The sequence below is a fragment of the Brevibacterium sp. Marseille-P9724 genome (genome assembly GCF_902500275.1).
Classification (GTDB): Bacteria; Actinomycetota; Actinomycetes; order Actinomycetales; family Brevibacteriaceae; genus Brevibacterium.
Genome location: NZ_LR722993.1, coordinates 83,285 through 108,678, shown reverse-complemented (window position 1 = coordinate 108,678; position 25,394 = coordinate 83,285). Strand labels below are relative to the sequence as shown.

Sequence of the window (25,394 nt, the reverse complement as noted above, 5' to 3'; positions counted from 1 at the left end):
CCGAAAACAGGCATTTAGACCTATTGATTTTGGGCCCCTGGCCCCACCCTTTTTGACAGCTGCTTGAACGGCTTCCGCGTGTACTCTGGCAAAGCTCAACTCAGGAGACTTTCCGAGGCTTTTCGAAAATCACTCAAACTTTGGGTACAACGCAGGCTCGACTCGATACGGCCTAGGACTCAGCGTCAACCGAGCTCAAACGAAGCTAGGCCCAGCCCAGTTCATGCAGGCGTTGGTCATCGATCCCGAAGTGATGCGCGATTTCGTGGATGACGGTGATGTAGATCTGATCGCGCAGATCGTCGTCATCTATGGCGAAGGCGACCAGGTTGTTCTTATACAGACTGATGGTGTCCGGCGGAACGAAGCCATATGAGGAGTCGCGCTCAGTAAGCGCCACACCCTCATAGAGTCCCAGAAGATCAGGCTCTTCCAGCGGAGCGTCGTCCTCGATGAGGATGGCGACATTGTTCATGGCCTCGCGCAGCTCGACCGGAAGGTCGCTCAGTGCAAGCTCAACGACCGCAGTGAACTCGTCGTCCGAAATGCCCTTCTCCACACATCCTCCACTCTCCGTCTGACTTGGCAGTTTAGGCCGGCTCAGCGCATCAGCCGAGCCCGAATCCCCTCCGCCCAAAGTGCCGCCGCAGCCCGCGTGGCCAAGGTCACGCCGGGGCACCGCCCTCGATTTTGCATTCTCTCAAAGCGGCCTATATAGTTATCTCTGTTGCTCACCGCGGAAGCGGTCAGAAACACCAGGCCCCCATCGTCTAGCGGCCTAGGATTCCGCCCTTTCACGGCGGCGACACGGGTTCGAATCCCGTTGGGGGTACTCGAAACTTCGGTTTCAATTTAAAAGAATAAGGCCCTGTGGCGCAGTTGGTCAGCGCGCCGCCCTGTCACGGCGGAGGTCGCGGGTTCAAGTCCCGTCAGGGTCGCGGAGCACAGGGCTCTTCTGCTTCAGAAGAGCCTTCGTTCTATCGACTGAACAGCCAGTCGATGGCTCTGTAGCTCAGTTGGTAGAGCGTTCGACTGAAAATCGAAAGGTCACCGGATCGACGCCGGTCGGAGCCACCAAGCAAAACCCCTGCTTCGGCGGGGGTTTTCGCGTATTCGGACATCGTTCTCACTCCCCCTTGAATACATAGTTTGAGAGGGCCCGCTGCAGCTCCCACCCACGCGCCGCACAGCACAGCAGACCGGACAGCGCGCACAGGCTGCGCTTCCGATCTGCACAGCATGCAGGCTTTGTTAAGACCCGTTAAGATTCCTGAGAACACTCTGTGTCGCCAATCACTGCTCTGACTCCTGTTGCAGATCGCAAAGCCGCGGCAAAGCGGAGCCGGAAGGAACCACATGTCTGAATTCACTCCCTGGACTCTTCTCACTGACGCGGGAATGATCGGGGCCCTGTTGGCTGTCGGCGTGCTTCTGCGCGCGATCATGAAAACGCTCCAGTCACTGCTCATCCCGGCATCGTTCATCGCAGGCTTCCTCGGCCTGGCGCTGGGACCCAACGGCTTCGGCCTGCTGCCGTTCTCCGACGAGCTCGGCACCTACGCTTCCGTTCTGATCGTGGTTGTGTTCGCGTGTCTGGCCATGTCAGATGACTTCGACTTCCGCAAAATCAAGGGCCCCATCGTGAGCTTTTCCGCATACGGGGTGCTCATCTACACCGCCCAGATTGCGATCGGCATTCTCGCCGTCATGCTGCTTTTGGGCCCCGTGTTCGGCGCGGACCTCACAATCGGCACACTGCTGTTCGCGGGCTGGGCCGGCGGTTTCGGCACTGCAGCGGCTATCGGAGATGTCTACGCCGGTGCAGGGCACGAAGATCTGCGCTCCCTCGCTTTCACATCAGCAACCGTCGGCTTGCTCGCAGGCATTGTGGGCGGCATCATCCAGGCGAAGATCGGCGCTATGCGGGGCCACGTCAAAGAGTTCGCCGGCATGGAGTCCATTCCGAAGGACATGCGCACAGGCGTGCTCACCGGAGAAGACCGTCGCACACCCATCGGGCAGCACCGTTTCTCCGGTTCCAGCATTGAGTCCCTGGGCTTCCAGGTGGGCATAGTTCTTGCTATCGCAGGTGCTGCCTACGGCGTGACTACGCTGTTGGGCAGCTGGTTCCCCGCTGTCAGCTTCCCCACCTTCTCGGCTGCCTTCCTCGTCGGCCTGGTGGTCCGCGGTCTGTTCAAAGCAACCCGCACCACTAAATTCGTCGACCGTGACAGCCTCACCTCGATTTCCGGTTCCGCAACCGACATTCTCGTGGTCTGCGGTATTGCGTCCATTCAGATGCAGGCTGTCGCCGACAACCTCCTGGTGATGTCAATCCTGTTCGTCGTCGGTCTTGTGTTCTGCCTGGTTCTCGGTCTGCTGGTGGCGCCCCGCACCCTGCAGGACGGCTGGTTCGAAAAGCAGATCTTCACGTGGGGTTGGGCAACAGGTGCTGTCAACACCGCGATCGCCCTGCTGCGCATTGTCGACCCCAAGCTGAAATCCGGAACACTGGAAGACTTCGCCATCGCCTACATTCCGGTTGTGCCGGCCGAAGTCACCGCGGTGACGTTCGTTCCGGCGCTCGCCATGGCAGGCTTGGCCTGGCCGATCCTTGGCATTTGGGGCGGTATCGCCGCTGCTGCCGCGGTCATCTTGGCGATCGTCGCGGTCCGCAACCGCTCCGCCGTACCGACCGCCGCGTAGCCGCCCGCATCCCGCATAGATCCTGAAACGCGCCCGTCACCGATGGTGGCGGGCGCGTTCTATGACAACAGCTGCCGAGGTGCGGCTTCCGTGCACCTCTCTCCTACCCCATGACGAGGCGGAGGACGGCTGCCCGAGCTTCTTCGGCTGTTCCTGCCACTGCGGTGCGGAACTGTGCACCGGCGGCAATCAGCGCCGCTGTTGCTGCTCGCGGGTCATTGCCCAGATCGAGCACCGCTTTGGCTTCGCCGCAGGCATCGGCCTGTTCGGCGGTCTCAACGAGAACTGCTTCAACCGCTGTGCCCTGCGGGGCTCCCACGGCGAAGATGCGCGGCCGGGCAACATCCGCCTCGAGCACGGCAATGTTCTCCCACACCCTGCGACCAAGCTGGTCAGCACCGCTGACCGGTGAATCGACCTCGCCTAACGCTGGCTGACGCTCATCAATCTGCACCCACACGGTCCCGTCAGCGGCCATAAGTCGCAGGACCTCGGAATAGGCGTTGGTGAGCACATCGACCCACGCCTGCCCCGCGGCATCATCGGCCAGTCCCCCGGCAAAAGCCCGAAGAACAGATGCTGGACCGGCGAGAACCGGCCGGATTTCGACCCCTTCCTCATCGAATGCTTCGGCCCGCAGATCGAAAAGCCGTCCCGGACGCACTGGCCCGGCACTCGGGGCCGCAGCACCGGTCAGACCCGCGGGTGGTTCAAGATCGAGCTCAGCACGCAGACTCACGTGAGAGCTCGAACCGCCGATGAGCCCCAGCACAATCGCGGTCGAAACCAGCAGCGAACCGTGCGCAAAGTCGGCCGGAATCGCATGCGGTTCATACAGCCCATCATCAGCCAGCTGGCGGTACGCTGACAGTCGGGCGGCACGCATATCGGATTCATATTCGGCCTCGTCAATTTCGCCCGCGAGAAGCCGCGCAATTCCTGCATCCCGAACGTCGGCAAGGAGCTCCCGCGGAACCGACAGAGTCGTCGCGGCGGGAAAAGCACGGGAAAAGTCCACTTACATCCAGCCCTTTTTCTTGAACACCACGTACAGAACCACGGCGAGCGCGACCATCGCACCAATCGCCATCGGGTAGCCGAAGGACCAGCTGAGCTCCGGCATGTCCGTGAAGTTCATACCGTAGATCGCGCCGATGAGCGTTGGGGCAAAGAGAATGGCCGCCCAGCCGGAGATCTTCTTCATGTCGTCGTTCTGGCGCTGCGAAACGAGGGTCGAATTGACCTGCAGAATCTGATTGAGCGCATCCCGCAGCTCAGAGATGTCAGGAATAACGGTCGCCAGGTTGTCAGACACATCTTCCAGATATGTCTGCAGCTCTTCGTCTTTTCCATAGCCGTGCCGGGTGATGCCGAGCAGCAGACGGCGAATCACGCCCATCATCGACGACGAGGCCTGCTGCAGTTCGATGACCTCACGCGACAGGCGGTAAATGCGCTCGGCAACCGCGGGATCACCCGAAAACACCTGTCGTTCAATCTGCTCTTTGTCGAGTTCAAGCCCCCGCAGAACCGGAGGATAGTCATCGACGAGGGAATCCAACAGACCGTGAATGACGGCCTCCGGGCCGTGTTCCAAGAGGCTGTCGTGTTCAGACCAACGTTGAATGAAATCGGCCGAACGGCTGTGCCACGCTTCTGCGGCCGCAGCGTTCTGACACAGAATAGCCACTTGGTTGTCGCGCATGAGCACGTGAATTTCGCCGACGTCGATATCTTCTTTTGAGTCCCGGTAGACAACCGAGTTGACCACCACGAAAAGAACATCGCCATAGCGTTCGACCTTGGCGCGCTGCTCTTTGGCCTCAAGGTCCTCCACCAGCAGCGGGTGAAGATCCCACACGTCCTCAAGTTCACTCAGCTGTGCTGCAGTCGGCCGGTCAACAGCAAATGCGACCACACGGTCCTCGTGCTTGCGCGCAAGCGTGTCAATTGCCGTGATCTCGTGTTCCATGTCGATCGAACGCAGACCGAACTTGTCAAAGGACACACCCCGAATGTTGTGCCGCACGGGGGCCGGCGCAGCCGTCTTCTCACGACTTCGGCTGGCAACGCGAGGAAAGCGGAGCCGACGACTGGAACTGGAGTTGTGAGCACGAACCATGCCCTCATTCTCACACGTCCCAGCCGTCAATCCGCGTCCACTCAGAAGGCTGAGAGCAGCGGACCCTCAGACATGAGCGGCCGCAGCGACGCCAGCTCCCTGCCTAATGCCCAGCAAAGCGGCACGAGCGTGCACCAGATTGCGCAGCGACGCCTCGGTCTCCCGGTAGCCGCGCGTCTTCAGACCGCAGTCCGGGTTGACCCACAGGCGGTCTGGGCCGATCGACTTCAATGCCGCTCCCAGCAGATCCTCCAATTCGGCCGTTGACGGCACGCGCGGCGAATGGATGTCCCACACACCCGGGCCGATCTCAGCGTGGAAGCCGTCATCGAGAGCATCCAGCAGCTCCATACGCGAACGCGCCGCCTCGATCGAGGTGACATCGGCATCGAGTGCTTGAATTGCCGTGATGACCTGACCGAACTCGGAGTAGCACAAGTGGGTGTGGATCTGCGTGTCCACACGAGCTCCCACAGCGCACAGTCGGAAAGCGCGCACAGCCCACTGAAGGTATTCAGCACGGCGTTCTTCGCGCAGAGGCAGCAGTTCGCGCAGAGCAGGTTCGTCGATCTGGATAATCGGGATACCTGCGTCTTCAAGGTCGCTGACCTCGTCTGCCAGGGCGAGCGCAATCTGGTCGGCGGGCACGCTGAGCGGTTCGTCGTCGCGCACGAACGACCACGCAAGAATCGTCACCGGTCCGGTGAGCATGCCCTTGACAGGTTTGTCGGTGAGGCTGGCCGCATAGGACGACCACGGGACGGTAATCGGCTCGGCACGGCTGACATCGCCGAACAGGATCGGCGGGCGCGTACAGCGGCTGCCGTAGGACTGGACCCAGCCGTTGGCTGTCGTAACGAAGCCGTCGAGGTTCTCTGCGAAGTACTGGACCATGTCGTTGCGTTCGGGTTCACCGTGGACGATGACGTCTAGCCCGATGTCCTCCTGCAGGTCGACAACGCGTTTGATTTCGGCCCGCATGGTGTCGGTGTATTCGGCCTCGTCGATCCTGCCGGCGCGGAAAGCCGCACGAGCCTTGCGGACGTCATCGGTCTGCGGGAAGGAGCCGATTGTGGTTGTGGGCAGATCAGGCAGACCCAGGCGGGCTTTCTGCGCGGCACGGCGCTCATTGACATCGCCGCGGCTGACTTCGGCTGGCAGGGCTGCCGTGCGCTGTCGCACCGCATCATTGTGGGTGCGGGCGGATTCGGTGCGGGTGCGCTGTGCTCGTGCGGCACGCGCGAAGGCAACCTCACGGCTCTGCGTGGTTCCGGTGGCGAGTGCTTCTGCGAGTGCTTCGATTTCCGTGACCTTCTCTTCTGCAAAGGAGAGCCATCCGGCGACGTCAACGGGGAGGTTCACTTCGCCTTCAAGGGTGTAGGGCACGTGCAGCAGCGATGTCGAGGTACTCACGGATACCGGCCGGTCGAAACCGCGCAGTGTTTCCAGTTGGGTTTCGAGGTCTGCCGCCCAGATGTTGCGGCCGTCGATGATGCCGGCCACCAGGTGCGTCAGCTGGGGTACGGCCGCCGTGATCCGTTGTATGTAGTCCGGGTCGGCTTGCAGAGTAGGTTTGGAGATGTCGACTGTGAGAGCTTCGGGAGCGACTGAGGCAAGCGCATCGAGGCCTGCCCGCAGTGAACCGTAGGAGGCGGTGACTGCGATCTGCGGGCGCTCATCGCCGACCGCGGCACTCAGCAGAGTGCTGTAGGCCGATTGTGCAAGACCGGCCAGTTGGTCATCATCAGCGGCGTCGAAGTCGGCGACAAGGGCCGGTTCGTCCAGCTGCACCCATTCGACTCCCGCTTCTGCCAGGGCAGCAAGAACCACCGCGTAGTTCTTCACCAGATCGTCAAGCCGGTCCAGGGGCCGGAAGTTCGGGTAGTCTTCCGCAGCCTTTGACAGTGCCAGTAGAGTCACCGGCCCCACCAGTACGGGACGGACAGTGTGGCCTGCCGAAGCGGCTTCTTCCACGAGCGCCGTCACTCGCTGTGGGCGGGGAGTGAAAACGGTGTCGGGACCGATTTCAGGAACGAGGTAGTGGTAGTTCGTGTCAAACCACTTGGTCATTTCAAGGGCCGGGCGGTCATCGGTGCCGCGAGCAAGGGCAAAGTACTCTTCCCAATCGAGGTCTCCAGCCGCACCGCCGAGAACTCCGACGGCCGCGGCGGTTTCAAGAACCTGGTCGTAGGCGGCGAAGTCGGCAGGCACAGCGTATGGCTGATTCAGGCCCAGTTCTGTCAGTCGGCCGTAGGTTTCCAGCCGCACGGAGCGTGCCGCTGTTTCAAATTCAGCAGGCGAGATCTTGCCTGACCACAGAGCTTCGAGGGCTCTCTTGAGTTCGCGGTTCGGTCCGATCCGCGGGTAGCCGGTGACGGTCGCAGTGGGGTAAGCGGCCCAGGTGCGTTCAGTGTGAGACATGTGCGTCCTCTCATAGCTGTACCGGAAGCCGCAGTCTGACTTCCTTCGCTTGCGACACTAAAGACGATGGGCCGGTGGGCTCCCCTCTGCTGTCATCTGGCGGTCACGGAAGATCACAGTCCGTCACACGGGTTCACACAGCTTCACGACCGACCGCACCGACAGTCCTCGCGGCGATGCCCAGTCGGTTGAGCACTTCGAGCGTTGTCCGCGGGTCATTGAAGGTGTAGAAGTGCAGGCCGGGAGCTCCCGCGTCGAGAACCCGCTGGGCGAGTTCCACGGTGGCGGCCAAGCCGATGTCGCGGGCGTGTGCGGGGCTGCGGGCTCCTTCCAGCTGCTCGGTCAGCCGCTGGGGCGGCACCAGACCGGACAGGTGGGCCATTCTGTTCAGCCGGGCGGACGAGGTGATCGGTAAGATCCCGGGAATGATCGGCATGGTGACGCCGGCCAGGTGGGCTGAGCGCAGCAGGCGACTGTACGCCGAGGTGTCGAAGAACAGCTGAGTGATGGCGAAGTCCGCACCAGCCCGCTGTTTCGCGGCGAGGACGTCGAGGTCTTCGTCCGGACCGCTCGATTCGGGGTGGCCCGACGGATACGCGGCAACCCCCAGGGACAGCCTGCCACCGCAGAAGCGGGCAGCGCTGCGTTTTTCCAGCTGCCGCACACGAGTGACGAGAGCATCCGCGTGCGGCAGGTGGTTCTCCGGTGGACGGGTCTGTCCGGCGGCCAGGTCCCCGCGAACTGCGAGGAAACCGCGCACCCCGGCGTCAATGAACTGCTCCACCCATTCCAGCAGCTCGACCGTGGGAGCGGCCGTACACGCCAGGTGCGCCAAAGGCCGAAGCCGGGTGGTTGCGGAAAGCTCGCGAACAAAATCTGCCGTCCCCTGTACCCAACCGGATTTCGCTGAAGATGTGATCGCCACGTAGTCGGGCCCGTACGCTTCTAGAGCGCTGATCAGCTCCGGCAGAACCTCACGCGCCTGAGGTGTGCGCGCAGGCATGACCTCGAAAGACAGTGCGGGGCGCACGGGCCTCGGGAACCGCAGCTCGGCTGCAAAGTCTTCGGCCAGTGCGGGCGCAGATGCGGATTGTCTGCTTTGGTGTGCGTGTTCCATACGGTCACACTAGAAATCCGGCCGCGACGGCGTTCATCAATCGTCACGAAGCCGCCGCGAACAGTCAGAAAGCGTCACACGTCCCAGCCGACACGCCTCAGCGAACGTGCGGTCCTTCAGCTGGAACGGGAAAACAGGCCCAGCTTCTCCCAGCTTTCCGTGTACAGGTTGAAGGCTGCGACAGCGCTGTCAAAGTCATCGGAGTCAAGCGCATCCACCCACGAGTCAACGTAGTCCTGCGCCTGCTCAGGATCGAGCACACCCGTCATGCCGCCCAGGTCGAGCTCAAGAACCGCGTTCGGATCAAAAGTCTCCAGCCACTTGCCGAACTGCGCCGCGGATTCGACAACAGCGCGCAGCCGGGACTTCTCCCGAACCACAGACAGAGCCCAGCCCACACGAGCAGAGGCAGCCACAATGTCCGTCCTGATGAAGGTGCGCTGGGAGCCGTCCTCCGCCTCGTCAGTGCGGACCCTGTCAGCGTCGAGGTCAAAGGCGAGCCACCACACGGGTGAAACCTCCCAAGCGGCGGTGCGGGTGAACACACGGTCATCGGGGTCGTCCTGCAGCCACTCCACACGCCGGGCAGCGGCACGCCTGCGCGCGGACTTCGGCACAAGGGTGTCGAGTTCATCGCGTGAAACGTTCTCCGCCAAAGCGTCAACAGCGTGCCACGAGCGAATATCGTCCTGTACCGGGCAGACCCGCGTAATGCCATCGCCCCACTCTTCTGCCGTGAGGAAAATCGGAGTGCCGCGATAAGAATCGGCAATAGGGTCCGGTGGGAAGCTGATCAGCCGGGCGTCAGCATCGGCTGCAACAAGCTCCTCGATCATCGCGCGGTTGTCCGACACCGGATAGTCGCCGAGTTCCGGATGTGCGTCCAGCGGTTCGAAAACCCTCAGACAAACCTGATACCTGCGCTCATAAGCCATACCGTCCAGCCTAGCCGCACGGCTGAGCAAACGGCGTCTTATGGCCCGTCTCAAATGGCAAAGTGCATAGGGGTCCGATAGAATGACGCCGAACTGAAGCACACAAACGCAAACCGGGGCCTATCTTGGGTGCCCTGGATCGACGAAGAGGGGGTCGACGCCTGTGGGTCGCGGCCGCGCTAAGGCAAAGCAGATCAAGGTAGCCCGGAAACTCAAGTACTACAGCCCCGAAACCGACCTTTCCGCCCTTCAGCGGGAGCTTTCCGGCAAATCAGGATCGAACGACTACGATCAGTACGACGACGATCCCGACTACTCCGAGTACGCAGAAAAATACGCAGACTACGATTCCGACGAAGACTGACGGGCCTTAGTCTGCACGGACAGTGGGGGCAGCCAGCTTGGTCTGGCTGCCCCCACTGCTTGTTTTAGCTGGCCTGTTTTGGTCGGCGCACCGCCGGGCGCTGGTGAACTGCCGAGGTGCCGCCCCAGTCAGGCGGCACCGCTGCGGGACAGTCTCAGTCCAGCAGGATGGCCGCACCGCCGTCGACGCCCTTGGCGCCGGTGACGTAGAAGCTGTCGGATGAGTGTTTGCCGGTGTCTTCGGCAACCTCGCCTAGAATCCACGAACCGCGGAAAGAGCCCAGCACATCGTCCACGCGGTCGGCGTCGACGACGAGCACCATGCCCACACCCATGTTCCACGTGCGCTCACGGTCAGCCTGCGGAACACCTCCCAGGTCGCCCAGCACGCTGAACACCGGGGGAACCTCCCACGTGCTGCGGCGCATAATGCCGATCGAACCGGCCGGCAGGACGCGAGCCATATTTGCCGATAGGCCGCCGCCGGTCACGTGCGACATGGCGTGCACCGCTCCGGGCTGGTTTTCCAGAAGTTCGAGCAGCTGGCCGGTGTAGACCCGGGTAGGCACCAGGAGCTCTTCGCCCAGGGTGCGGCCGAATTCATCAACGCGCGCGTGCAGGTCCCAGTCGGCATCCGCGATGATGCGCCGCACCAGCGAATACCCGTTTGAATGCAGACCGGAAGCGGGAAGTCCGATGAGGACATCGCCCGTCTGCACTTTCTGCGCACCGAGCATATCGGCGGCCTCAACGACTCCCGTGGCAGCACCGGCAACATCGTATTCGTCTTCGCCCAGCAGGCCGGGGTGTTCCGCGGTTTCACCACCGACCAGCGCAACATCGGCTTCGCGGCACGCTTCGGCAATACCGCGGACGATGTCGGCGATCCGTTCGGGAACGAGCTTGCCGCAGGCAATGTAGTCGGTCATGAACATCGGCTTGGCCCCACCGACGATGATGTCGTCAACCACCATGCCCACGAGGTCCCAGCCGATAGTGTCGTGAATGTTCATCTGCTGGGCAATTGCAACCTTTGTGCCCACACCGTCAGTGGAGGACGCCAGAAGCGGGCGGTCGTAGTCCTTGAGGAAAGAAACGTCGAACATGCCGGCGAAACCGCCCACACCGCCGACGACGTTCGCGTTGTGGGTTGCCGCCACAGCGGACTTCATAAGTTCAACGGCACGGTCACCGGCTTCGACGTCGACACCCGCCGACGCATAGGTGGTTTCGGGCCTGTCGGTCAGACGGTGGCCGTCTTCATCCGCTTGGCCTGTAGAAGCAGCCGGTCCGTGCAGGGGGCCAGTCGCGGAATTCGGCGGAGTCATGTCAGCTGTCCTTTGTTCCAGATGTTCCAGAGAGTTCTGAGTCAGTCAGATCGGCTTGCGGTGGAATCGGAATCCTGTAGTCACCGGAGAAGCAGGCCGTGCACAGCTCACTGCTGTTCTGCGTTGTTGCCTCGATCATGCCGTCCAGGCTGATGTAGCCGAGCGAATCAGCCCCCAGAGAACGGCAGATCTCCTGGGTGTCGAGGCCGTTGGCAATGAGTTCGGCGCGGGTGGCGAAGTCAATGCCGAAGAAACACGGCCACTTGACCGGCGGTGCGGAGATCCGCACATGGATTTCCTTGGCGCCGGCTTCGCGGAGCATGCGGATGAGCGCGCGCTGCGTGTTGCCGCGGACAATCGAATCGTCCACAACCACCAGGCGCTTGCCCTCGATGTTCTCTTTCACCGGGTTGAGCTTGAGCCGAATGCCCAGCTGGCGGATGGTCTGCGAGGGCTGGATGAATGTGCGGCCGACGTAGGCGTTCTTCATCAGCCCCTGCCCAAACGGGATGCCGGATTCTTCTGCGTAGCCGACCGCGGCGGGCGTACCGGAGTCCGGGGTGGCGATCACGAGATCGGCATCGACTGGGTGCTCACGGGCCAGACGGCGGCCCATTTCGACCCGCGAACTGTGCACCGTTTTGCCGTTGATGACGCTGTCGGGCCGAGCCAGGTAGACGTATTCAAAAACGCAGCGGGCAGCCTGCTCCTGGGCAAAGCGGTGGCTGCGCAGACCGTCTTCGTCAATTGCTATGAGTTCGCCGGGCTGGATTTCGCGCACGAACGACGCTCCGACGATGTCAAGAGCGGCGGTTTCTGATGCCACAACCCAACCGCGGTCGATCTTGCCCAGCGCCAGCGGTCGCACACCGTGGCGGTCACGCGCGGCGTACAGGGTGTTCTCGTCCATGAACACGAGGCTGAAAGCTCCCTTGATCTGCGGCAGGAGGCCCAGTGCGGCGTCAGTCAGATTGTCGGCATCGGATGATGCGAGCAGCTCCGTGATGAGCGATGTGTCAGACGATGAGTCGCGGTGGGCGCGTGTGCGCCGCGGTTTCTGCTTGTGGGCGGCAACGATTTCGCGGTGCTTGTCCAGGCGCTCATCGGCCAGGCTTTGGAGTTCGTCGAAGTTCGTGAGGTTGCCGTTGTGGCACAGCGCAACAGATCCGTAGCCTGTTGGGCCCAGGGTGGGCTGGGCGTTTTCCCAGGCGTGCGCGCCGGTTGTGGAATAGCGGGTGTGGCCGATGGCCATGTGGCCCGGCAGGGTTTCGAGGTCGTTTTCGTCAAACACCTGGGAGACGAGCCCCATGTCGCGGAAAACGAGGATCTGCTCACCGGTCGAGGCGGCAATGCCAGCCGATTGAGTGCCGCGGTGCTGCAGGGCGTAGAGGCCGAAGTAGCTGAGCTTGGCGACTTCCTCACCCGGTGCCCACACACCGAAAACGCCACATTCGTCTTGGCCTTTGTCGGCGGAGTCAACAACAGCTGTCAGGTGTCCATCTGCACGTGCCACAGTCGCTATTGTTCCACACGCTCTGCCGGATTCAGCCCTCTCGGTCTGCGCGGGTCTGTTCGGCGGCTGTCTGGTCGCGCTGCTCTTCTGGGCTGGTTTCGAGCGAGGTGCCGTCGGCTTCCTCTTCTTCGGCTTGGGCTGCCCGGGAGCCTTCTGCTGCGTCAGCTTCTGGTCCGCCCTGCTCTTCGTAGTGGCCGGTGACTTCCACGGTGCGCGCCTTGCGCCGCAGAACCGCATCCAGAATCAGTGCGACCCCGGCACCCAGCACGGCTCCGGTCAGCGCGAGCAGAACAACTCCCATGCCGACGACCGCGCCGCGGCTGTACTCCTGGCTCAGCTCGCCCATGTCGAAGGGAAGAAAAGCCAGCACACCGGCGATGAGAACTCCAACAAGCGCCCCGACGGCAGCGAAGGACCCGTACTTCGGGGCTCGACGGACGGAGACGAGGGCGGTTTTCTTCATCGGGTTCTCCAGACGACTGGGCTTGAGGCAGTTTGCGGACCGGCAGACGATTCTAGAGCACGCCGCGAAGAGGCAGATGCTCGCTCAGGTCTGAGCGGGTGCCGGAGGCTTCCACCCGGCCAGCCTTCACCTCGTCAGCGAAGTCAGCCTGCCCCGTGACCAGCAGGAGCCAGGTCTCCGGCTGGACCTCGACGACATTCGGGGGTGTTCCGCGGGAGTGCTTGGGACCCTCGATGGCCTGGGCGGCGGCAAACGGCGGGATGCGGATTTCGACCGCACCACCGGGGTTGCGCTCAGCGAATTCCTCCACGGCGTAGCGCACGGCGGTGGCGAGGGTCGCTCGGTCGACGTCACCGCTTTGGTGGTTGCGCCACTCCTGCCAAACCTCGAGTGCTCGACGCCCTTCTTCGGGATCAATGCGACGGCGGATGCTCATGCTGCTCCTCAGTGCTGTTCGGTGCGGTTCAGTTCGGGTCTCAGACCGGGAGGTCTTCGCGGTCGGCGGCTGTGCCGGTCGGGGCGTCCGGCCTGGATGCGGCGAGTTTGGATTCCGCGGCCAGCAGGCCCGCGCCGGGCAGAACTTCACCAGCATCGAGCGCGCGTCCGTGTTCGTCTGCCCCGCCCGTAACGCGCGGGGCAATATCGGACAGAACCCCCAGCGCGGCCTCCATGTTCACCGCACCTGCGGATGCAAGCAGGCGCAGGGCGACAAGTGAGGCCGGGCGCGAAGAACCGTCGAGCACTTTGACCGCAGCCGCCCAGCCATCGGGTGTAGCCATGACACACACGCCCTCGGCGCCTTTTTTGGCGAGGATGCCCAGCCGTTCGATGACGACCGAGTTCTCTTTGCCGCGGCCTTCGATTGCCCACGGGCTGCCCAAAACGGCAGACATCAGCTGATGAGCGCTCTCGGTTCTTCCAGCGGCCGCGCCGGAGATTCCGCGGGCCAGACCGGGCAGGCTCAGCGCATACACGGGGGCTCCGCACCCGTCGATTCCAGCAGCGCTGACAGCTTCACCGCAGAAGTCCTCCACTGTCTGCCGGACCTGCTTCTGCACGATCGAATCGGGGCGCAGATAGTCTTCCGGCCGTGAACCTGCGATCTTCTGTGCCATGAGGAAGGCGGCGTGTTTGCCGGAGCAGTTGAAGAACAGCCGCGATTCAGCCCGGCCGCTCATGCGCATAGCCGCCCTGTTGTCAGCATCAGCCGGTGCGCAGGATGGGCACTGGAGGTCGTCTTCGCCGAGGTTGACCGACGACAGCATGCTCGTAACAACCGACACGTGTTCGGCTTCTGCACGGTGGCTGGCGCTTGCCAGAACCGCGGCCTCCCCGGAAAGCGGCACGCCCAGCTGCATGCACGCAATCGCCTGCAGCGGTTTGAGGCACGACCGGGCGAACACCGGCTCCGCAGGGGCCCCTATCGCTGCGACGACAGCACCGCTGGGGTCTACGAGAGCCGCCGAGCCGATGTGCCGCGATTCGACGAAGTCAGAGCGGGATACGACGGCGAGCTCTTCGGAGCTGTCTGCGGTGAAGGTCTGCATGCCGTACACCCTAAGCGCACGCCGCCACGAGGTCACGTCAGAGCCCGTGCGATGTTGACGGCTAAACTTTTCGGTGTGAAGGTCTTGGTTTTGGGTTCGGGCGCCCGCGAACACGCCCTTGTCACCGGTTTGGCCGCCGATCCCGGAGTTCACGCGCTCTTCGCAGCGCCCGGCAATCCGGGTATGGCACAGGAATGTGAGATCCGCGGCGTAGAACTGACCGACCCTCAGGCGGTTGTCGCACTTGCCCACGAGCTTGCGGCAGACCTCGTGGTGATCGGCCCCGAGGCTCCCCTGGTTGCCGGTGTCGGCGATGCGCTGCGGGAAGCGGGGATCGCAGTCTTCGGCCCGGATGCCGCTGCGGCAGAGCTTGAAGGCTCGAAGGCCTTTGCCAAGGAGATCATGGAAGCTGCGGGAGTTCCCACATCGCAGTCGGTTGCCGCGGCCTCACTTACCGAATGCGAAGAAGCATTTGACCGATTCGGTGCCCCTCACGTGGTCAAAGCCGACGGTCTGGCCGCCGGCAAGGGTGTTGTCGTCACATCTGACAGGGACGAAGCTCTGGCCCACGCCCGCGCGTGTCTTGCCGAAGCGGACCGCGTTGTCATCGAGGACTTCCTCGACGGGCCCGAGGTGTCGCTGTTCGTGCTGTGCGACGGCACCACCACGGCTCCGCTGGCCCCGGCGCAGGACTTCAAGCGGGCACTGGACGACGATGAGGGCCCCAACACCGGCGGCATGGGCGCCTACACTCCCCTGCCGTGGGCTCCCGCGGGGCTGGTCGACGACGTCATTGCGCAGGTCGCACAGCCGGTTGTCGATGAAATGGCCCGCCGCGGAATGCCCTTTGTGGGCCTGCTGTACTGCGGGCTGGCGCTGACGAAGAACGGCATTGAGGTCATCGAGTTCAACGCCCGGTTCGGCGATCCGGAAACCCAGGCTGTTCTGCAGCGGCTGACAAGCCCTCTGGGCACTGTGCTGCACGCCGCGGCAACCGGTCGGCTGGCACAGCTGCCGCCGCTTGAATGGGCCGACAAGGCGGCCGTCACGGTTGTCATGGCCGCGCAGAACTACCCGGCCAGCCCCGCCAAGGGCGATGTCATCACCGGCATCGACCAGGCCAACGCACTGGAAGACGTGCACGTGTTCCACGCTGGAACGTCAACGACTGAAAGCGGCGAGCTTGCAACCAGCGGCGGACGCGTTCTGTCGGTGACCGCACTCGGTGCCGATCTTGCCGACGCGCGCAGCCGCGCCTACGAGGCCGTTGACCTTATTGAGTGGCGCGGCGAGCACCATCGCACCGACATTGCCCAGGCCGCGGCAGAAAACCGCATCACGATCCCGCAGGGAGGAAGCCGATGACAGGCCACCAGGTTGAGGCAGTCGCCGTTCCGGGCTGGAAGCACGTCTACTCCGGCAAGGTCCGCGACCTCTACGTGCCCGAAAGCGCCGAGTCGATTGAGGTCGCCCCGTCACTGCTCATGGTCGCATCCGATCGCATCTCCGCCTACGACTTCGTACTGGAATCGGAGATCCCCCACAAGGGCGCCGTCCTCACCGGGCTGTCCGCCTGGTGGTTCGACCAGCTGGGGGACATCGTCGGCAACCACGTGGTGAGCGCCGATGTGCCCGCTGAGGTTGCCGGGCGCGGACTCATCTGCGAACCGCTCACCATGTTCCCCATCGAGTGCGTGGCACGGGGCTACCTGACCGGATCGGGGCTGGCCGACTACCAGCGAACCGGAGCTGTCTGCGGAGTGGCGCTGCCCGAAGGGCTCGGCGAATCCGATCGTCTTGCCGATCCGATCTACACGCCCGCGGCAAAAGCCGAGGTCGGCCAACACGACGAAAACATCACCTTCGAGAAGTCAGCCGACATGCTCGGCGAAGCTGATGCACAGGCTCTCCGGGAGCTCACGCTCAAGGTGTATGCGCGGGCTGAGGAAATCGCCCGCGAGCGCGGCATCATCCTGGCTGACACGAAGTTCGAGTTCGGCCGCAACGGTGCCGGTGACATTGTGCTGGGAGACGAGGTGCTCACCCCGGACTCCTCGCGCTTCTGGGACGCACACGACTATCAGCCGGGCAGATCGCAGGCGAGTTTCGACAAGCAATTCGTCCGCGACTGGCTGACCAGCCCCGCATCGGGCTGGGACAAGAACAGCGGACAGCAGCCCCCACAGCTGCCCCAGGACATCATCGAAAAGACCTCGGCACGCTACATCGAGGCCTTCGAAAGGATCACGGGCGACCCCTTCCCAGAGCGCTCGACCACCGTGTGACCGCACCGGCCGGAAAGTGGGCCTGACGGCCTACGGGGCCCGGGTCCAACACCTGGTGAGGCGGCTGCGCGGCTCATCGTAAGTGCCTTCGTACGTTGTTAAGATGATGGCGCCGTCATCACCGGAGCGAACGAAGGAGCGCAGGTGGCACGTTACATCGTCGAGGTCATGCCGAAACCCGAGATCCTCGATCCCCAGGGCAAAGCCATCGGGGCGGGACTCGATCGTCTGGGATTCTCCGGTTTCGCGGTTCGCCAGGGCAAGCGCTTTGAGCTTGAGCACGACGGCGAACCCACGGACGAAGTCCTCGAACAGGTGAAGAAGGCAGCCGAAACGCTGCTGGCCAACACCATCATCGAAGACGTTGTCGGCGTCTACCCCGCTGAGGACGGCAACAAGTGACCGCCACCCGCACCGCCTACACCGACGGCGGACCACTTATCGGAGCCCAGCGCTCAACCACGGTGCTCGAGGGGGCCCAGAACGTGCGCATCGGCATTGTCACGTTCCCCGGCACCCTCGACGACCGCGACGCCGCTCGGGCCGTCACGCTCTCGGGAGCACAGGCCGTGAGCCTGTGGCACGCGGATGCAGACCTCAAGAGCGTCGACGCTGTGATTCTGCCGGGCGGCTTCAGCTACGGCGATTACCTGCGCTGCGGCGCTATCGCCCGCTTTGCTCCCGTCATGGAGTCCGTGACCGCCGCAGCCGAGGACGGCATGCCCGTCCTGGGCATCTGCAACGGCTTCCAGGTTCTGTGCGAAGCCGGACTGCTGCCCGGAGCTCTCGTGCGCAACTCCGCCCAGCAGTTCATCTGCAAGGACCAGGAACTCGAAATCGTCAACGCCGACACCGCCTGGACCCGCGACTACGAAGCCGGCGAAAAGATCATCATCCCGCTGAAGAACGGCGAAGGCTCCTTCCAGGCTCCCGCTGAAACCCTCCGGGAGCTCGAAGCGGACGGCCAGGTGCTCGCCCGCTACGTGGGCGCCAACCCCAACGGATCAATCGACCTCATCGCGGGTGTGACCAACAAGCGCGGCAACGTCGCAGGACTCATGCCCCACCCCGAACACGCTGTCGAAGCCGGCTTCGGCCCCGATTCCGCTTCCGGCATGCGCCAGGGCGTCGACGGTCAGGGGTTCTTCACGTCCGTGCTGCGCACAGTTTTGGAGAAATGAGTTCATGAGCGAAATGGATACCCTGCTGCGACAGGCTGCTTTCGGATCGGTCGAAGCCCAAAGGACCTTTGAATCTCTTCTGGCCCAGACCAATGGCGAATGGGAAGTCGACCTGCAGCGCGGGCACATTGTGTTCGGCGATCAGCTGCACGCCGACGTCCATCTTCTGGGTTCCACCGACACTGTGTCCGGAACCTGGCGGTGGGCGTGGTCGGAGCTCAGCGACTTCTCCGGTCCCGTTGTCGAACTGGCCAACGCAGTGCGCGACTACGGTCAGAGCGAGGGGATCAACGACCTCACGCTCGATGAGTTCAAAGCAGGTGATGACGACGCCCTCGGCCTGGTGATCGCCGCCAAGCGGATCACGGGCCACTGGGTGCACTACCCGCTGAAAACCGGCACGATGACCGTCTGGACTCTGCTGGACGTGCACGGACTGGGCGAGCTCGGACCGACCATCCGCTCCGTCGTCAAAGCGCTGGCTGCCGGTGTGAAGTCAGGAAGCATCACCGGTCACAGGCAGGCGCTGCTTGACTATGCGGCGCTGCGCGGCTTTGCTGTCGCTCCCCTGGAGGGCACCAGCCTGCGGATCCTGCTGACCGACGGTTCAGCTGACATCGACTTCGACAAACACTCCCGCCTGACCAGCTGCCAAGTTCACGCACCGCTGGCTGGCGAAGCTGAGGCGCAGTTCACCGCCGCGCAGCCGGTTGCACCGCAGTCGGTGCCGATCGAAGTCGACTTCAGCGTGCTTGAACAAGTCGATGAAGAACCGCGTGCCGAAGAGGCCACCCCCGCCCCGGGCGAACACTACTCGGGCGTCGGCGAAGTCAGCGAACCAACACCTGCACCCACGGAACCCGAAGAGGCCGAGGCGCCGCAGGCTCCCGATTCAACCGAGGCTCCTGAAGCCGCAGAGGCTCCCGAAAAGCAGGAAGCGCCTTCGGAGTCGGCAGAGGAAGACACATCGGAACCCGAGCCCAAAACCGAGAGCCCGGCACCGGTCGAAGACCAGCCCAAGAAGAAAAAGGGATTCTTCGAAAGGCTGTTCGGCCGATGACGAGGACGGAAGCGGCCTTACCGGCTGCTGCTATTGCGGCTCTGCTGCGCTGACGGGTCGCACCCGCGAGCCCCCTTTGTGTCTGGGGTCACTTTGCGCCGGTAGGGTGTCGGCATGACCGAAGAAGCTCACTCCCCCGCATACATCCCCACCCTCACGTCACTTCTCGATGCGCCGCGCACCACTGGTCTGAGCTGTCGCCGTGACGGCGGTCCCCTGTTGGCCTCCGTACAATCGCTGGACGGCACGGGGCGCTCCTACGCCACGCATCTGGCTGAGCTCGCCGGTGATAAGAACACCGATTACGCGACCCCACGGCGTTTGACCCGCGGAGCAGCTTCGATCGGTGCGACAGATATCGCCGACGACGGCTCGGTGTTCTTCACCGCCAAGCGTGCCGGTGATGACGGCGAAGAACCCGGCGACGCCGCACTGTTTCTGCTTCCGGCCCGCGGTGAGGCGCGTCGCATTGCCACACGCCCCGGCGGTTTCGGCCAGGTCGTCTGTCGCCCCGGTGTGCTTGTGGCACAGCTGGCAGTGCACTCGCAGGCGAACAGCGAAGAAGAACACGCTGAGCTTGCCAAGAAGCGCTCAGACGCGAAAGTCTCCGGCATCCTGCACGCTGAGTTCCCCACCCGCCGCTGGGATTCCGACCTCGGGCCGAGTGTGAACCGACTGGCGGTGGCACAGCTGCCGCAGGATTTGGGGAAGCTGAGCTCCACCTCGGACGATTTTGCGCTCAAGCGCGACGGCGACGGCCTTCCGCCGCTTCTGGACTTCACATACCCGCAGATGCCGGACGGCACTCTCATCGCGTGGGAGGTTTCCGCCGACGGCGCGTGGGCGCTGGTGACAGTGCGGCGGACACTCATAGACCACATCGACCAGGTGAGCATCCACCGGGTCGACCTGACCGGCGAACACGCGCCCCAGCAGCTGCTGACGTCCCAGCCCACGGACGCGCGCTGGCTGGGTGCGCTCAGCCCGGATGATTCGCGCGTAGTCATTGAACACGTCGCCGAATGGATGCCCAATCAGGATTTGGACCCTCAGACCTACGTCCACTCCGTTGACAGGGCTGGCGGGTTGACCGGTGAGCAGCGCCTGTGGCCGGAGTTCGACCAGTGGTTTGACACTGTGTGGCTCGATGACAGCACGCTTGTGGCCGCATCCGATGACCACGGCCGCGGTTCCGTGTGGATCGGTGGTCTGAACGATTCGGCCCCGCGCAGGCTGGCTGGCGGTCCGGGGCAGAAGTACACCTACTCCGGGCTTGCCGTACACGACGGCCGCGTGGTGGCTCTGCGCTCTGCCATTGACTGCCCACCGCAGCCGGTGGCAATCGACCCGACCAGCGGTGAGGTCACCGAACTTGCCAATCCGACCGGAGCGGTCAAGGTGCCGGGTCGGCTTGACGAGGTCACTGCGACTGCTGAGGACAGCACCGAGATTCGCGCCTGGCTGTCGCTGCCGGAAGGCGACGGCCCACACCCGCTTGTTGTGTTTGCACACGGTGGTCCGTGGGGATCGTGGAATGCGTGGACCTACAGGTGGAACCCGGCACCGTTTGTGGCTGCCGGCTTTGCGGTGCTCCTGCCGGATCCCGCGATTTCCACCGGCTACGGCCAGAACATGATTGCCCGCGGTCAGCAGCAGCTGGGCGGCACACCTTTCACCGACATCATGGCTTTGACCGACGCGACCGAAAAGCGCGCTGACATCGACTCTGTGCGCACGGCTTTTGCCGGTGGGTCCTACGGCGGCTATATGACCAACTGGGTTGCTGGGCACACGGGTTCGCGCTTTAAGTGCGCTGTCACCCACGCGTCCCTGTGGAACACGGAATCCATGGGCCGGACAACCGACAATTCTTCGTGGAACGACGCGATGGCCGGTCAGTCGCGGGAGTACTCACCGCACCTGTACGCTGCCGACATCGAAATCCCCATGCTCGTCATCCACGGCGACAAGGACTACCGGGTGCCCATCGGCCAGGGTCAGGAACTGTGGTTTGACCTGCTGCGCAAGACGAAGACCCCAGCTGGGCCGGACGGGCTGACGCAGCATCGCTTCCTGTACTTCCCCGACGAGGGCCACTGGATTTTGGGCCGCGGCAATGCGGAGGTCTGGTACCGCACATTCATCGACTTCCTGCGCCACCACGTGCTGGGCGAAGAAACCCAGACGGCAGCGGAACTTGGCTAGGACAGACTCGCCGGGTCATGGCCGACTGCTGCGGCCGGGTGTGCTGTTCACGTACACCTGGCCGCCGCTGCTCGCGGCAATCGGCAGCGTCGTCTTAGGAGTAACCGACTCGCTGTTGATAGCGCACTATTCGACATCGGCACTGGCCGGTGTGGCTCTGGGTGCGGCACTGTATGAACTGCCCATCAACGCGCTGCTCGGCGCACTCATGGCCTACCGTATTTTGGCCCCTCGTCAGCCACAGGGTGACGATGGCGGCCTGGAAACAGGTGGTTTGGCAATCGCCCTGAAGCGAGTTCTGCCGTTTGCCGCCCTGCTCTCATGCGCTGGCGTGGCCGCGTCCGCCTGGGGCTTTTTCACGCTCAGCGACGCCACATGGTCGGCGGCTCTGTCATACAGTGCGGGCCGCGCACCGTCCCTCGTCACAGAAATCGCCGGGGCAACCATGGCGATTGCTCTTGTGGCTTGGGGTCGGACGAGCGTCCCACTGATCGCCTTTTTGATTTCCGGTCCTGCAAACCTTCTGCTGGACGCAGTGCTCATCTACGGTCTCGGCCCTGCACCGGAGCTCGGGGCCTTCGGAGCTGGTATTGGGAGCACCATCAGCACAATCCTGCCGCTGTTTTTCCTCGCGGGCCTCATCGCAAGACACCGCACACAGAACAAACCGAGCGCCGAAGTCCGCAGGAGCTATGCCGAGTGGCCAAAGCTCGCCTGGCCTGCAGTGGGCTCCGCGGTCGTGGACTACGGCGGAAATGTTGTCTTCACGCTGATTCTCGCCGCCTCGGGCACAGCCGCACTGGCGGGAATGCGCTTTGGCGTGCAGGCCCATCTGCTCGCATTCATCTTTGTATCCAGTGTGTCGTCCGCAGCCCTGTACATCCTCGGCAAGGTCTATGCGGAAGACCCGAACACCATCCGAGGCGGAGCGAGGGAAGTGCGCAGAACGTTCTTCTTGATCGGAGCTGCTGTCGGCTTTCTCGTGCTGCTGGGTGGATTTGCTGCCGCACCGTTTTCGTCACCTGATTCCGATGTCGTCTCCGCCGTCCGTCTCTCGACTGCTGTCGTCGCGCTGCTGTGCCCCATCGCGGGATTGACGTACGGCAATGTCACTCTGCTGCGGCTGTTCGGGATGACGAACCGCGAGTTCGTCAGCAATGCGCTGGGTGTGTGGTGCGCGCAGATTCCCCTGGCCCTGCTTTTCGTTCTGCTGGCAGACGGAGTGCTTCCCTTTTTCGGCCTTTTAGCCTACTGGGCCCTTCGCTGTGCGGTGAGCCACCGCCAGGTGACACGGCATGTACTCGCGCGCAGCCTGTAAGGCAGCCAACCCGCTTGTTACTGTGAAAACGATGACAACCGCTATCGAAGGAGCATCGTGAAAACTGCACGCCTACTCACCGCTCTCAGCGTTTCCGCTGTCATGCTGTTCACCGGCTGCAGCGGAGGAAGCGGGGGCACCACTGAAGCGAACAAGGATCGCGACTGGGGCGACTGCACGCCCGCGGAAAACTCCAAACCGCTCGACGGCGTTGAAAGCGCAGAAGACGAAGACAAATCCGTGACCGTCGCCGCGTTCAACGGTTGGGATGAAACGATCGCGACCGCGCACCTGGCCAAATATCTTCTGGAGAAGAACTACGACTACTCGGTCGAAGTCAAGATGTTCGATCTGGCCCCCGGCTTTGTCGCCACCGCCAACGGTGATGTCGACTGGATGTCATCGTCAATGCTGCCGGTCACCCACGCAAAGTACATCGAGGAATACCAGGACAAACTCGAAGACCAAGGATGCTGGTACGACCAGGCCCAGAACGTCGTGGCCGTCAACGAAGATGCCCCGATCACCAAACTCAGCGAGCTGAAGGACCACAAGGACGACTTCAGCGGCGAGATCGTCGGCATCGAAAAGGGCTCAGGCCTCATGGGCGCAATGGAAAAAGACGTCATCCCAGAATACGGCCTGGAAAACTTCAAGCTCATCTCATCGTCGACCCCGGCAATGCTCGCAGCTTTGAGCAAGGCTGAGAACAGCGGCGACAACATCGCCGTCACTCTGTGGCACCCGCACTGGGCGTACGACGAGTTCAACATCCGCGACCTCGAAGACGACCTCGGTGCCTTCGGCGACCCAGACTTCCTCTACTCGTTCTCACGTGTCGGCTTTACGGATGAACACCCGCAGGCAGCGCAGGCCCTGAAGAATCTGGCGCTGACCCCAGAACGTCTGGAGGGCCTGGAGAAGGTCATGGCCAAAGACTACGACGGCAAAGAACCGCAGAAAGCCGTCGATGAATGGGCTCAGGACAACCAGGACTTCTTCGACGAATGGCAGGGCGGCGGCCTCAGCGCAGACAGCTGATTTCCGCCGCATAACGTCATCTTCACTTCACGGCCCGTCATACACCCGTCATGTATGACGGGCCGTGAAACTGTGTGACCTCTTAAGCTCCCCACGAGGCAGGGCTCTGGAAGCCTCACAGCTATGACTGGACTGCACACACCCCTTTCGCCGCTGAGCTTCCTTGAGCGCAGCGCCCGCGTCTACCCCAACCGCACAGCCGTCATCGACGGCGAAACCGCACGCACATTCGCCGAGTTCGCCGCCGATGCCCAACACCGCGCACAGCTGCTGGCCGACCTCGGCATCCGCCCTGGCGACCGCGTGGCCTACATGGCGCCGAACACCCTCGAAATGGCAACCGCTCAGTTCGCGGTGCCGCTGGCCGGTGCTGTCCTCGTCCCGCTGAACATCCGCCTGACCAGCGCAGAAATCCACTTCATCCTCGAACACTCCGGCGCAAGGGTCTTCGTCATTGACGCCGAATACATCCCGGTTGTCCAACCGCTGATCGGCCAGCTCACAACCGTCGCGACCATCGCCGTCGACCGCACTGCCGACCCCGCCGCACACCTGCCTGAAGGCTTCGTCGACCTTGCGGACCTCCTAGCCCAGACCCAGCAGCCGGGAGCAGACCAGACCGGGCAGGCACCTCGTGAGTTTCAGTGGGCGCCCCACAGCGAACTCGACCCGCTGGGCATCAACTACACATCCGGCACAACAGGCAATCCCAAGGGCGTCATCGTCACCCACCGTCAGGCGTACACAAACGCCATCAACCAGGTGATCCACTCCCGCTTCGACACCGACAGCGTCTACCTGTGGACCCTGCCGATCTTCCACTGCAACGGCTGGTGCGGCGTGTGGGCGCTCATCGCAGCCGGCAGCACCCAGGTGTGCCTGCGGGCAGTGCGCGGACCGAAGATCTGGGAGCTCATCGACCGCCACCGGGTCACACATTTCAACGGCGCACCGACCGTCGTGCGCACTGTGCTGGCCACCGACGAAGCCCACCGGCTGAACTACACACTGCGCGTCACCTGCGGCGGAGCGCCTCTGGACCCGCGCACGCTGGCCGATGTCGAAGCCCTCGGATTCTCCGTCACCCACTCCTTCGGCATGACCGAAACAGCCGGTCCTTACACGATCGCCTACGAACAGGACGAGTGGAAGGACCTCCCTGCTGAGACCCGGGCGGCTCTGCTGGCCAGGCAGGGTGTGGGGCAGATCGGCTCCAGCGAACTGCGCGTTGTTCAGCGCGAACCCGACAGCGATGGCCTTCTTGTCGATGTGCCCGCCGACGGAGCGACAATCGGCGAGGTCGTGGTGCGCGGCAACACCGTCATGGCCGGCTACTACCGCAACCCCGAAGCCACCGCGAAGGCCTTTGCAGGTGGCTGGCTGCACACCGGGGACCTCGGCGTTATGCACGCAGACGGCTACGTCGAACTGAAGGACCGCGCAAAGGACATCATCATCTCCGGCGGCGAGAACATTTCGACCATCGAAGTCGAGCACGCCCTGGGCGCGCACCCGCTGGTGGCCGAAGCCGCCGTTGTCGGAGTGCCCGACCCCAAGTGGGGCGAACGCCCGCGCGCCTACGTCGTCACCCGCGAAGGCGCAGAGCTTGAGGACGATGTGCTCACAGCACACCTGCGAGCCCGCCTTGCCGGTTTCAAAGTTCCGCGCGAATACCGCTACGTGGCTGAACTGCCCAAAACATCAACGGGCAAAATCAGCAAGGTCCAGCTGCGGGAGGGCTGAAACGCCGCGCCCAACAGCGCCGCCGACTACACGGCAAGCTCAGCAG

The 25,394-nt window shown here is 63.2% G+C and carries 22 protein-coding genes and 3 tRNA genes; 14 read left to right on the top strand and 11 right to left on the bottom strand.

What is annotated here, in order from left to right:
* Positions 1–205: 205 nt before the first annotated feature.
* Positions 206–559 (bottom strand): metallopeptidase family protein, encoded by a 354-nt coding sequence (locus GC119_RS06375; RefSeq protein ID WP_070575066.1) that lies wholly within the window; start codon positions 557–559, stop codon positions 206–208.
* A gap of 200 nt (positions 560–759) precedes the next feature.
* On the opposite strand from GC119_RS06375, the gene GC119_RS06370 reads away from it, so the two are divergent.
* The 4 genes from GC119_RS06370 (at position 760) to GC119_RS06355 (ending at position 2,706) form a co-directional block, all read left to right on the top strand.
* A tRNA-Glu gene (locus GC119_RS06370) sits at positions 760–832 on the top strand.
* A gap of 32 nt (positions 833–864) precedes the next feature.
* A tRNA-Asp gene (locus tag GC119_RS06365) sits at positions 865–938 on the top strand.
* 63 nt (positions 939–1,001) lie between these two features.
* Positions 1,002–1,077, top strand: a tRNA-Phe gene (locus tag GC119_RS06360).
* A gap of 279 nt (positions 1,078–1,356) precedes the next feature.
* The gene (locus GC119_RS06355) at positions 1,357–2,706 is read left to right on the top strand and encodes a sodium/glutamate symporter (RefSeq protein WP_070575068.1); all 1,350 of its coding nucleotides are present in this window, start codon (positions 1,357–1,359) and stop codon (positions 2,704–2,706) included.
* A 103-nt stretch (positions 2,707–2,809) separates the two neighbouring features.
* Here the strand turns inward: GC119_RS06355 and GC119_RS06350 are convergent, their stop codons facing one another.
* From GC119_RS06350 to GC119_RS06330, 5 genes are all read right to left on the bottom strand, one after another.
* Entirely contained in the window at positions 2,810–3,724 is a 915-nt protein-coding gene (locus tag GC119_RS06350) for a hypothetical protein (RefSeq protein ID WP_070575071.1), read from the bottom strand.
* Positions 3,725–4,714, bottom strand: coding sequence for a magnesium and cobalt transport protein CorA (locus tag GC119_RS06345; RefSeq protein ID WP_226829320.1), 990 nt, complete (start codon positions 4,712–4,714; stop codon positions 3,725–3,727).
* A gap of 180 nt (positions 4,715–4,894) precedes the next feature.
* Positions 4,895–7,249 carry a 5-methyltetrahydropteroyltriglutamate--homocysteine S-methyltransferase gene (gene metE / locus GC119_RS06340; RefSeq protein ID WP_151952753.1) on the bottom strand — a complete coding sequence of 785 codons (2,355 nt, stop codon included), beginning with the start codon at positions 7,247–7,249 and terminating at the stop codon, positions 4,895–4,897.
* A gap of 133 nt (positions 7,250–7,382) precedes the next feature.
* Positions 7,383–8,366 (bottom strand): methylenetetrahydrofolate reductase, encoded by a 984-nt coding sequence (locus GC119_RS06335; RefSeq protein WP_070575081.1) that lies wholly within the window; start codon positions 8,364–8,366, stop codon positions 7,383–7,385.
* A 116-nt stretch (positions 8,367–8,482) separates the two neighbouring features.
* Positions 8,483–9,301: a hypothetical protein gene (locus GC119_RS06330; protein ID WP_070575084.1), complete on the bottom strand. Its 819-nt coding sequence runs from the start codon at positions 9,299–9,301 to the stop codon at positions 8,483–8,485.
* A 163-nt stretch (positions 9,302–9,464) separates the two neighbouring features.
* Between GC119_RS06330 and GC119_RS06325 the strand changes: the two genes are divergently transcribed.
* Complete coding sequence (locus GC119_RS06325; protein ID WP_070575086.1) at positions 9,465–9,665, top strand: DUF3073 domain-containing protein; 201 nt, start codon at positions 9,465–9,467, stop codon at positions 9,663–9,665.
* A gap of 154 nt (positions 9,666–9,819) precedes the next feature.
* Here GC119_RS06325 and purM read toward each other — a convergent pair whose 3' ends face one another.
* The 5 genes from purM to GC119_RS06300 are packed head-to-tail and all read right to left on the bottom strand — an operon-like array spanning position 9,820 to position 14,515.
* On the bottom strand, positions 9,820–10,992 hold the full coding sequence (gene purM, locus GC119_RS06320; RefSeq protein WP_226829318.1) for a phosphoribosylformylglycinamidine cyclo-ligase: 1,173 nt from the start codon (positions 10,990–10,992) through the stop codon (positions 9,820–9,822).
* A 1-nt stretch (position 10,993) separates the two neighbouring features.
* A complete protein-coding gene (purF, locus tag GC119_RS06315) occupies positions 10,994–12,505 on the bottom strand; it encodes an amidophosphoribosyltransferase (RefSeq protein WP_070575088.1) in 1,512 nt (503 codons plus the stop codon).
* 31 nt (positions 12,506–12,536) lie between these two features.
* On the bottom strand, positions 12,537–12,968 hold the full coding sequence (locus GC119_RS10945; RefSeq protein ID WP_070575091.1) for a hypothetical protein: 432 nt from the start codon (positions 12,966–12,968) through the stop codon (positions 12,537–12,539).
* Between the two features lie 52 nt (positions 12,969–13,020).
* Positions 13,021–13,404, bottom strand: a complete 384-nt coding sequence (locus GC119_RS06305) for a sterol carrier family protein (protein ID WP_070575094.1) — start codon at positions 13,402–13,404, stop codon at positions 13,021–13,023.
* A 40-nt stretch (positions 13,405–13,444) separates the two neighbouring features.
* Complete coding sequence (locus tag GC119_RS06300; protein WP_070575357.1) at positions 13,445–14,515, bottom strand: asparaginase; 1,071 nt, start codon at positions 14,513–14,515, stop codon at positions 13,445–13,447.
* A gap of 75 nt (positions 14,516–14,590) precedes the next feature.
* Here GC119_RS06300 and purD point away from each other — a divergent pair, with 75 nt between their 5' ends.
* From purD to GC119_RS06255, 9 genes are all read left to right on the top strand, one after another.
* Complete coding sequence (gene purD / locus GC119_RS06295) at positions 14,591–15,880, top strand: phosphoribosylamine--glycine ligase (protein ID WP_070575360.1); 1,290 nt, start codon at positions 14,591–14,593, stop codon at positions 15,878–15,880.
* Positions 15,877–16,800 carry a phosphoribosylaminoimidazolesuccinocarboxamide synthase gene (locus GC119_RS06290; RefSeq protein WP_070575097.1) on the top strand — a complete coding sequence of 308 codons (924 nt, stop codon included), beginning with the start codon at positions 15,877–15,879 and terminating at the stop codon, positions 16,798–16,800. The genes purD and GC119_RS06290 overlap by 4 nt, the downstream gene beginning before the upstream one ends.
* A gap of 144 nt (positions 16,801–16,944) precedes the next feature.
* Positions 16,945–17,202 (top strand): phosphoribosylformylglycinamidine synthase subunit PurS, encoded by a 258-nt coding sequence (purS, locus tag GC119_RS06285; protein WP_070575100.1) that lies wholly within the window; start codon positions 16,945–16,947, stop codon positions 17,200–17,202.
* 38 nt (positions 17,203–17,240) lie between these two features.
* Entirely contained in the window at positions 17,241–17,981 is a 741-nt protein-coding gene (gene purQ / locus GC119_RS06280) for a phosphoribosylformylglycinamidine synthase subunit PurQ (protein ID WP_070575363.1), read from the top strand.
* Positions 17,982–17,985: 4 nt separating this feature from the next.
* Complete coding sequence (locus GC119_RS06275) at positions 17,986–19,041, top strand: DUF6882 domain-containing protein (RefSeq protein ID WP_070575103.1); 1,056 nt, start codon at positions 17,986–17,988, stop codon at positions 19,039–19,041.
* A 114-nt stretch (positions 19,042–19,155) separates the two neighbouring features.
* Positions 19,156–21,246 (top strand): alpha/beta hydrolase family protein, encoded by a 2,091-nt coding sequence (locus GC119_RS06270; protein ID WP_070575106.1) that lies wholly within the window; start codon positions 19,156–19,158, stop codon positions 21,244–21,246.
* Entirely contained in the window at positions 21,239–22,564 is a 1,326-nt protein-coding gene (locus GC119_RS06265; RefSeq protein ID WP_141750225.1) for a hypothetical protein, read from the top strand. The genes GC119_RS06270 and GC119_RS06265 overlap by 8 nt, the downstream gene beginning before the upstream one ends.
* A 57-nt stretch (positions 22,565–22,621) precedes the next feature.
* Positions 22,622–23,605, top strand: coding sequence for a glycine betaine ABC transporter substrate-binding protein (locus GC119_RS06260; protein WP_083304183.1), 984 nt, complete (start codon positions 22,622–22,624; stop codon positions 23,603–23,605).
* A 123-nt stretch (positions 23,606–23,728) separates the two neighbouring features.
* On the top strand, positions 23,729–25,348 hold the full coding sequence (locus GC119_RS06255; RefSeq protein ID WP_070575113.1) for a long-chain-fatty-acid--CoA ligase: 1,620 nt from the start codon (positions 23,729–23,731) through the stop codon (positions 25,346–25,348).
* Positions 25,349–25,394 lie beyond the last annotated feature (46 nt).